Raw genomic sequence first — 6,788 nt, 5'->3', positions numbered from 1 at the left:
ACGGCCTGCGCTTCGCCATCCGCGAAGGCGGCCGCACCGTCGGCGCCGGCGTCGTGTCGAAGATCATCGAGTAATCAGGTCTCCTGATACTTGATAGAAAGGGCCGCTCAATCGAGCGGCCCTTTTTCTATGCGCCAGCCTCCGAACAGGGCAGGGACCGGCCTGGGGCCGAAGGCCGTCTTGCACAAGCTCCGGTGAAACAAAGCCCCTAGGGAAAAAAGCTATCAGACTTGTCCCTGTTACAGTCGAAGCACGTTAGCCTCATATTATGCTCCTCTGAGCTGCCACCTTTTGACACAGGAATCTTGTGGTCAAATTCCACTTCGTCATCTTGAAGCTTCTTTTTGCAGTGTTGGCAGCGGTAGTCGTCACGACGAACGATGCGCATCATAGTTTCAAACTTAAGATGCCGTCGGCCTATTCTGCGTTCATCTTGTGTCTCGGTTGCTGCTTCGGCAGCGAAAAACACCGGACATATGTGGCCGAAGAAGGTGCATTCTCCGTCGTGAAATGTTTGCGGGATTTCTTCAGGATAACTTTCAGGATCAAAGCTCTTTACCATTTCTAGGAACATCTCTCGTCGTGCTGGTTCGAGAGGTTGGCGGTTGTCAATTTGCCCTGTTTCAAGAGCTTTTTGAATTTCCAACTTTCGGCGTTCCACACCTTCTTGGATCTCTCTCCAAGTTTCTGGTGGAAACTGTTCCTCACTATATTCCTGAAAGACACCACCGTCGTACTCGACGCGATAAACATGAATTGGAGGCAATTCGCTTCCTAGTAGGGCTTCTAGTCTTTCTTGCTTGCTCCCCATCTCGGCTATAGTGGCAAATCTTTCGGCTTGTTCCATAGAAAACAGAACTTGTGAAATAAGTAGCTGTTCGTCGTGAAGCCAATCTTCGTAATCTTCTCGAAGTTCGCTGGTTAGCGACGTAAGACTACCAACAGTGCCGGTCTCCAAACACTTCGCCAGGTATCTGGTGTGCTCTACTTGCCCTTTTCTTTCTCCAGGCAGAATTGGTGATTGTTCGACTAGCGGGCCGTATGGGCAGTACTTAAGCTCCCAGCAAGGTTTGCAAACACGACGAAGTCTTCCTTTCCAGTCATCATAAACTTCATCGTCAGTAGCACTTTCGTCGTAACCGAGCCTTGCCTTTATGGAGGAGTGAATGGGTTTGCGGCGCAATTTTACCTCTAAGTGATGCTTTCTGCCTCCCCTTTTCTATAGGTTGTGTGAGGTGGAGTAGGCAAGCTGATGGGTAAGTCCGATTGCTTTTCATTAGCCGCCTAAGCATAGTTTGGAAGCCGCTACCAGGTGCAGATTTGGAACGTACTGCTTGGTTAAATCGGCCCCTCAACCTTCCCTAACAAACCCCAAACCCGCCGTCCTCCCCAAACGCAACCGTTTCGCGGCGAAACCCCTTGCCACATGGGGCCATAGGGCGTATAGGGCGCGAGTTCGCTGATGCGAATGGAGGCGGGATGATTCCCGCCTTTTGGGTTCGATGAGGGATTGCGGTGAGCGCAGGCCCTCCTCTCAACCCCAACGCCTAGAATAAGGCTATACGATGCAAAGCCAAAACATCCGTATCCGGCTGAAGGCATTTGACTACCGCGTGCTGGATGCCAGCACCCAGGAAATCGTCAACACTGCCAAGCGGACCGGCGCCCAGGTGCGCGGCCCGATCCCGCTGCCGAACAAGATTGAGAAGTTCACCGTTCTGCGTGGCCCTCACATCGACAAGAAATCCCGCGACCAGTTCGAGATCCGCACCCACAAGCGGCTCCTGGACATCGTCGACCCGACCCCGCAGACCGTGGACGCGCTGATGAAGCTCGACCTGGCCGCCGGCGTTGACGTCGAAATCAAGCTGCAGTCGTAAGATCGGAGGGTATAGATTATGCGTTCCGGTATTATCGCAAAGAAAGTCGGCATGACCCGGCTGTTCATGGAAGACGGCAAGCAGATCCCGGTGACCGTTCTGTCGCTGGACGGCCTGCAGGTTGTTGCGAAGCGCACCGAGGAAAAAGACGGCTACACCGCCGTTCAGCTGGGTGCAGGCGCGGCCAAGGCAAAGCGTACCTCGCAAGCCATGCGCGGCCATTTCGCAGCCGCCAAGGTTGAGCCCAAGCGCAAGCTGGCAGAGTTCCGCGTCCCCGCAGACGCGCTGATCGAAGTCGGCGCCGAGATCTCGGCCGAACACTTCCTGGCTGGCCAGAAAGTGGACGTGACCGGCACTTCGATCGGTAAAGGTTTCGCCGGTGCCATGAAGCGGCACAACTTCGGCGGCCTGCGCGCCTCGCACGGTGTGTCGATCTCGCACCGTTCGCACGGTTCGACCGGTCAGTGTCAGGACCCGGGCAAGGTCTTCAAAGGCAAGAAGATGGCCGGCCACATGGGCGCAGCCCGCGTGACCACCCAGAACCTGGAAGTGGTGAAAACCGACGCCGAGCGCGGCCTGGTCTTCATTAAGGGCGCCGTTCCGGGCCCGAAGTCCGGCTGGGTCACCGTCAAGGACGCCGTGAAGAAGAAAGCTCCCGAGGGTCTGCCGTTCCCGGCCGCTCTGAAAACTGCGGAAGCTCCCGCGGAAGGTGGTGAAGCATGAAACTTGACGTGATCAAACTCGACGGCGGCAAGGCTGGCGACATCGAGCTGTCCGAAGACCTGTTCGGCCTGGAGCCGCGTGCGGACATCCTGCACCGCGTGGTCCGCTGGCAGCGCAACAACGCGCAAGCCGGCACCCACAAGGTGAAGACCCGCTCGGAGACCTCCTACTCGACCAAGAAGATCTACCGCCAGAAGGGCACCGGCGGCGCACGCCACGGTGACCGCAACGCGCCGATCTTCCGCAAGGGTGGTATCTACAAGGGCCCGACCCCGCGTTCGCACGGCCACGAGCTGACCAAGAAGTTCCGCAAGCTGGGCCTGCGCCACGCGCTGTCCGCCAAAGCGAAAGCGGGCGAACTGGTCATCATCGAGGACGCCGCCGCTGAGGGCAAGACCGCAGCTCTGGCCAAGCAGGTGAAGAACCTGGGCTGGAAGCGCGCTCTGGTCATCGACGGCGCTGCCGTGAACGAGGGCTTTGCCCGCGCCGCCAAGAACATCGAAGGTCTGGACGTGCTGCCGACCATCGGTGCCAACGTCTATGACATCCTGAAGCGTGACACCCTGGTGATCACCAAGGCAGGTGTCGAAGCTCTGGAGGCTCGCCTGAAATGAGCGCTAAAGCAGAACACTACGACGTGATCCGCAAGCCGATCATCACCGAGAAATCCACCATGGCGTCCGAAAACGGCGCAGTGGTGTTCGAAGTGGCAATCGACTCCAACAAGCCGCAGATCAAGGAAGCTGTCGAAGCTCTCTTTGGTGTGAAGGTGAAAGCGGTCAACACCACCGTGACCAAGGGTAAGGTCAAGCGTTTCCGGGGCCAGATGGGCCGCCGCAAGGACGTGAAAAAGGCCTATGTGACCCTGGAAGAAGGCAACACCATCGACGTGTCCACCGGACTCTGAGATTTGCCTTGATCTGGTCATGGATCAGAAAGCTTGCAGCCTCGGTGGGGAAACCTGCCGGGGCTGTTTCCGTTCAGGCCACCCCGGAACAGGCGGCAGAGCTGGCCGCCCGCCTGCAGGAGCTCAACAAGACGCCGTATATCTGCGTGGCGGACGCGCAGCTGCGCCTCCTCTCGGTGTTTGACGATCTGCACTACGACCGCGCCGACATGGATGTGCTGACCGGCGCGATGCGGGAGCATGCCGCGCAGAAGCTGGCGCCGCTGGGCTTTACCCAGTCCTCGGGCAGCAGCTTTGTGCACAAGGAAAGCGGCATCCGTGTCCTGATGCCCAAGTCGCATGCCCTTGGCGCCTCGCCCTTTGACATCGCCCGCTATACGCCCCGGGGCGCGTTTGACTACTACCTCCTGACCCCCACCCAAAGCGCCGCCCTGATGATCGACGGCTATGCCAAGCAGGACGCCTTCGACCGGATCGTCGCGCTGATCCGCAAGCAGCCCATCAACATCTTGCGGCTGGCGGATTACCTGGAGCGCAAGCCGGCGCATGAGGCCTTCCGCGAGGCCATGGGGAAACTGAAATACGTCCAGCGGGAGGCCGTCGCCGCCGAGCCCCTCCGCCGCCGCCGCGCCCTGGGAACCATCGGGATCTGAGGGCAGGGGCCTCTGGTGCGCTGAAGAGGGCTGGAAGCAGGCAGCACCATCGGCGTGCCCAGTTGATCCCGAGATTTGCCTTTCTGACAAGATTGAGAGGCCCTCGTGGAAGCGGGGGCCTTTTTCGCTGGGGCAGGGCGCTTGGAGGGCATGGCGGGGTCCTAAAGGCAGCTTTGCCCTGAGGTATAGCCGCTGCCGGTTAAGATCCGCGAAGCCCAGCGTGCGCTCTCTATGCAACGGACGGCGTTCAAAGAACGTGTCTCAGCCAATGCCGGGCACTATGCGCTGAACTGGGTTCTGGGCCCGGCGCGGAGTCAAGGCCGCAGGCCGCCGCGCCAGCGTCATGCTGAAAGCATGCCTCCGGCATGACCCGCCCCCATGGGGCGGCGCTTTGGCTGATGTTCTGCGTGTCGGTGAGGTCGTACGGACTTGGCCGGGATAAACTGCCAGACGCCACGTTGAGAGCGCCACCCCGCGGGACGGCGCTGGCGCGCCTTTCCGATTGAAGTCATCTAAAAGTTGATTAGGGTGCAGTGAAGTGGAGAACCAGAGGTGCAGGCTGTATGGCTAAGAAATATCAGGTCTTTATTAGCTCTACTTACAAAGATCTAATCGAAGAACGTAAGGCTGTTGAGGAAACTGTCATTCGAGCTGGGGATATCCCCGTCGGAATGGAGGCGTTTCCTGCCGCTGATGACGAGCAGTTTGAATTCATCAAGAGCGTCATAGATCAGTGTGATTATTATGTTCTGATCATAGCTGGTCGCTATGGTTCCCTCGCTCCGGACGGCCTGAGCTACACCGAAAAAGAGTATCACTACGCTGTGGAGCAAGGCATACCTGTTTTGGTTATGCTTCACGGAAACAGGGGCAGACTGCCACAGGAGAAATGTGAGCAAGACAAGTCTGGTAGGGATCTATTGGAGGCATTTATTGAGAAAGTTTCAACAGGTCGAATTCGTAAAGAATGGTCATCGAATGATGGATTGAAGCTCGGGGTGCGTGAGGCTTTGGATCATGCGAAAGCGACAAAAACTAGACCAGGATGGGTGCGGGGCGATCAGGTAACTTCAGCTGGAGATTTGCATAAGCTTGTGGCTTTACAAGAAGAGAACGAGCGACTGAAGCAAGAACTTGAAGAAGCAAGACCTCCAATCGGTATACCGGGCAACCTGGCTGGCTTGGACGCCGGTTTAACAATTAGCGGGCGATACCAAGGAGGGAGGGGTTCTACTTTCTCACTTGAGACAACCTTTGGTGAACTCTTTGCTCTAGTTGCGCCGCATTTGTTGAAGTCAGAATCGGAGCTGAGAGTGAATGAGCTAATGGCTAAGTCGATTTGGGAAAACCGCAATGGGTATTCCCGCGGTTTACATACCTTTCGCGTTGACAGCGAAGTTTTCCAATCTGTGAAGATTCAGTTGATGGCCTTGGGAGTTTTGACCGTTAAGGCGAGCCGATCGACGCAGGGAAATGTCCTGCTTTTCTGGCGGTTGACGGAAGTTGGCGAACAGGAGATGTTTTCAAGAAGAGTCGCTACTGTGAACTGAACTTGTGCAAGCGTGTCTGGAAGATTCGACCATTGCCACCTCCCCACGACTCTGCTACACGCCACCCATCCTGAAGGCCCCGGATTCGTTCCGGGGTCGTTACGTTTGTCAGGATGCGTGAACTCGGGGACCTTCGGGGCCCTATATCTCAGGCACCTACGGGGGCCTTAAACATAGCTGGGCCAAAGACAAGAACCTAAGGCCTGGCACGCTAAACGGAAGACAGAAAGCATGGCACTCAAGTCGTATAAACCGACGACGCCGGGCCAGCGTGGGCTGGTTCTGATCGACCGTTCGGAGCTTTGGAAAGGGCGTCCGGTCAAATCCCTCACTGAGGGCCTGACCAAATCGGGCGGCCGGAACAACACCGGACGGATCACTGCACGCCGCCGTGGCGGCGGCGCAAAGCGCCTCTACCGGATCGTTGACTTCAAACGGAACAAATTTGATGTAGCGGCCACCGTTGAGCGGATCGAATACGACCCGAACCGGACCGCATTCATCGCGCTGATCAAATACGAAGACGGCGAGCAAGCCTACATCCTGGCGCCGCAGCGCCTGGCAGTCGGCGACAAGGTCATCGCCTCCGCGAAGGCCGACATCAAGCCGGGCAACGCAATGCCGTTCTCGGGCATGCCGATCGGTACCATCGTCCACAACATCGAAATGAAGCCCGGCAAAGGCGGCCAGATCGCCCGTGCAGCCGGTACCTATGCTCAGTTCGTTGGCCGTGACGGCGGTTACGCTCAGATCCGCCTGTCCTCGGGCGAACTGCGCCTGGTGCGTCAGGAATGCATGGCCACCGTCGGTGCCGTGTCGAACCCCGACAACTCGAACCAGAACTTCGGTAAAGCCGGCCGCATGCGCCACAAGGGCAAGCGTCCGTCGGTCCGCGGTGTCGTTATGAACCCGATCGACCACCCCCACGGCGGTGGTGAAGGCCGGACCTCCGGCGGGCGTCACCCGGTGACCCCGTGGGGCAAGCCGACCAAGGGCAAGCGCACCCGCAACAAAAACAAGGCGTCGCAGAAGCTTATCGTCCGCTCGCGCCACGCCAAGAAGAAAGGCCGCTAAT

General features: G+C 57.9%; 9 protein-coding genes. 8 read left to right on the top strand and 1 reads right to left on the bottom strand.

Going from position 1 to position 6,788, the window contains the following annotated elements; all coding sequences use genetic code 11:
- Window positions 1–74, top strand: a 74-nt coding sequence (locus tag ACFMBG_RS18935) for an EF-Tu C-terminal domain-related protein (protein WP_217353393.1), incomplete at its 5' end; no start/stop codon positions are given.
- 134 nt (window positions 75–208) lie between these two features.
- Here ACFMBG_RS18935 and ACFMBG_RS18930 read toward each other — a convergent pair.
- Window positions 209–1,183, bottom strand: a complete 975-nt coding sequence (locus tag ACFMBG_RS18930; RefSeq protein ID WP_421056236.1) for an HNH endonuclease — start codon at window positions 1,181–1,183, stop codon at window positions 209–211.
- Window positions 1,184–1,565: 382 nt separating this feature from the next.
- Here ACFMBG_RS18930 and rpsJ point away from each other — a divergent pair, with 382 nt between their 5' ends.
- From rpsJ to rplB, 7 genes are all read left to right on the top strand, one after another.
- Entirely contained in the window at window positions 1,566–1,880 is a 315-nt protein-coding gene (gene rpsJ, locus ACFMBG_RS18925; protein WP_024809816.1) for a 30S ribosomal protein S10, read from the top strand.
- A gap of 18 nt (window positions 1,881–1,898) precedes the next feature.
- A complete protein-coding gene (rplC, locus tag ACFMBG_RS18920; RefSeq protein WP_421056235.1) occupies window positions 1,899–2,603 on the top strand; it encodes a 50S ribosomal protein L3 in 705 nt (234 codons plus the stop codon).
- The gene (gene rplD / locus ACFMBG_RS18915; RefSeq protein ID WP_421056234.1) at window positions 2,600–3,217 is read left to right on the top strand and encodes a 50S ribosomal protein L4; all 618 of its coding nucleotides are present in this window, start codon (window positions 2,600–2,602) and stop codon (window positions 3,215–3,217) included. Before rplC ends, rplD begins: the two co-directional genes overlap by 4 nt.
- Window positions 3,214–3,510 (top strand): 50S ribosomal protein L23, encoded by a 297-nt coding sequence (locus ACFMBG_RS18910; protein ID WP_421056233.1) that lies wholly within the window; start codon window positions 3,214–3,216, stop codon window positions 3,508–3,510. The genes rplD and ACFMBG_RS18910 overlap by 4 nt, the downstream gene beginning before the upstream one ends.
- Before the next feature lie 44 nt (window positions 3,511–3,554).
- On the top strand, window positions 3,555–4,163 hold the full coding sequence (locus ACFMBG_RS18905; RefSeq protein ID WP_421056232.1) for a hypothetical protein: 609 nt from the start codon (window positions 3,555–3,557) through the stop codon (window positions 4,161–4,163).
- A 563-nt stretch (window positions 4,164–4,726) separates the two neighbouring features.
- A complete protein-coding gene (locus ACFMBG_RS18900; protein ID WP_421056231.1) occupies window positions 4,727–5,713 on the top strand; it encodes a DUF4062 domain-containing protein in 987 nt (328 codons plus the stop codon).
- 231 nt (window positions 5,714–5,944) lie between these two features.
- Window positions 5,945–6,787 (top strand): 50S ribosomal protein L2, encoded by an 843-nt coding sequence (rplB, locus tag ACFMBG_RS18895; protein ID WP_024088538.1) that lies wholly within the window; start codon window positions 5,945–5,947, stop codon window positions 6,785–6,787.
- The last annotated feature ends 1 nt before the right edge of the window (window position 6,788 follow it).

This window comes from Leisingera coralii, assembly GCF_049056525.1.
GTDB lineage: Bacteria > Pseudomonadota > Alphaproteobacteria > Rhodobacterales > Rhodobacteraceae > Leisingera > Leisingera coralii.
The sequence above is the reverse complement of the archived record's forward strand: the minus strand, read 5'-3'. Positions and strand labels throughout refer to the sequence as shown.

What these genes read in the sequence shown, in the direction of transcription:
- ACFMBG_RS18900 (WP_421056231.1), top strand. Translation starts at nt 4,727, where the DNA reads ATGGCTAAGAAATATCAGGTCTTTATTAGCTCTACTTACAAAGATCTA.
- rplB (WP_024088538.1), top strand. Translation starts at nt 5,945, where the DNA reads ATGGCACTCAAGTCGTATAAACCGACGACGCCGGGCCAGCGTGGGCTG.
- rplC (WP_421056235.1), top strand. Translation starts at nt 1,899, where the DNA reads ATGCGTTCCGGTATTATCGCAAAGAAAGTCGGCATGACCCGGCTGTTC.
- rplD (WP_421056234.1), top strand. Translation starts at nt 2,600, where the DNA reads ATGAAACTTGACGTGATCAAACTCGACGGCGGCAAGGCTGGCGACATC.
- rpsJ (WP_024809816.1), top strand. Translation starts at nt 1,566, where the DNA reads ATGCAAAGCCAAAACATCCGTATCCGGCTGAAGGCATTTGACTACCGC.
- ACFMBG_RS18910 (WP_421056233.1), top strand. Translation starts at nt 3,214, where the DNA reads ATGAGCGCTAAAGCAGAACACTACGACGTGATCCGCAAGCCGATCATC.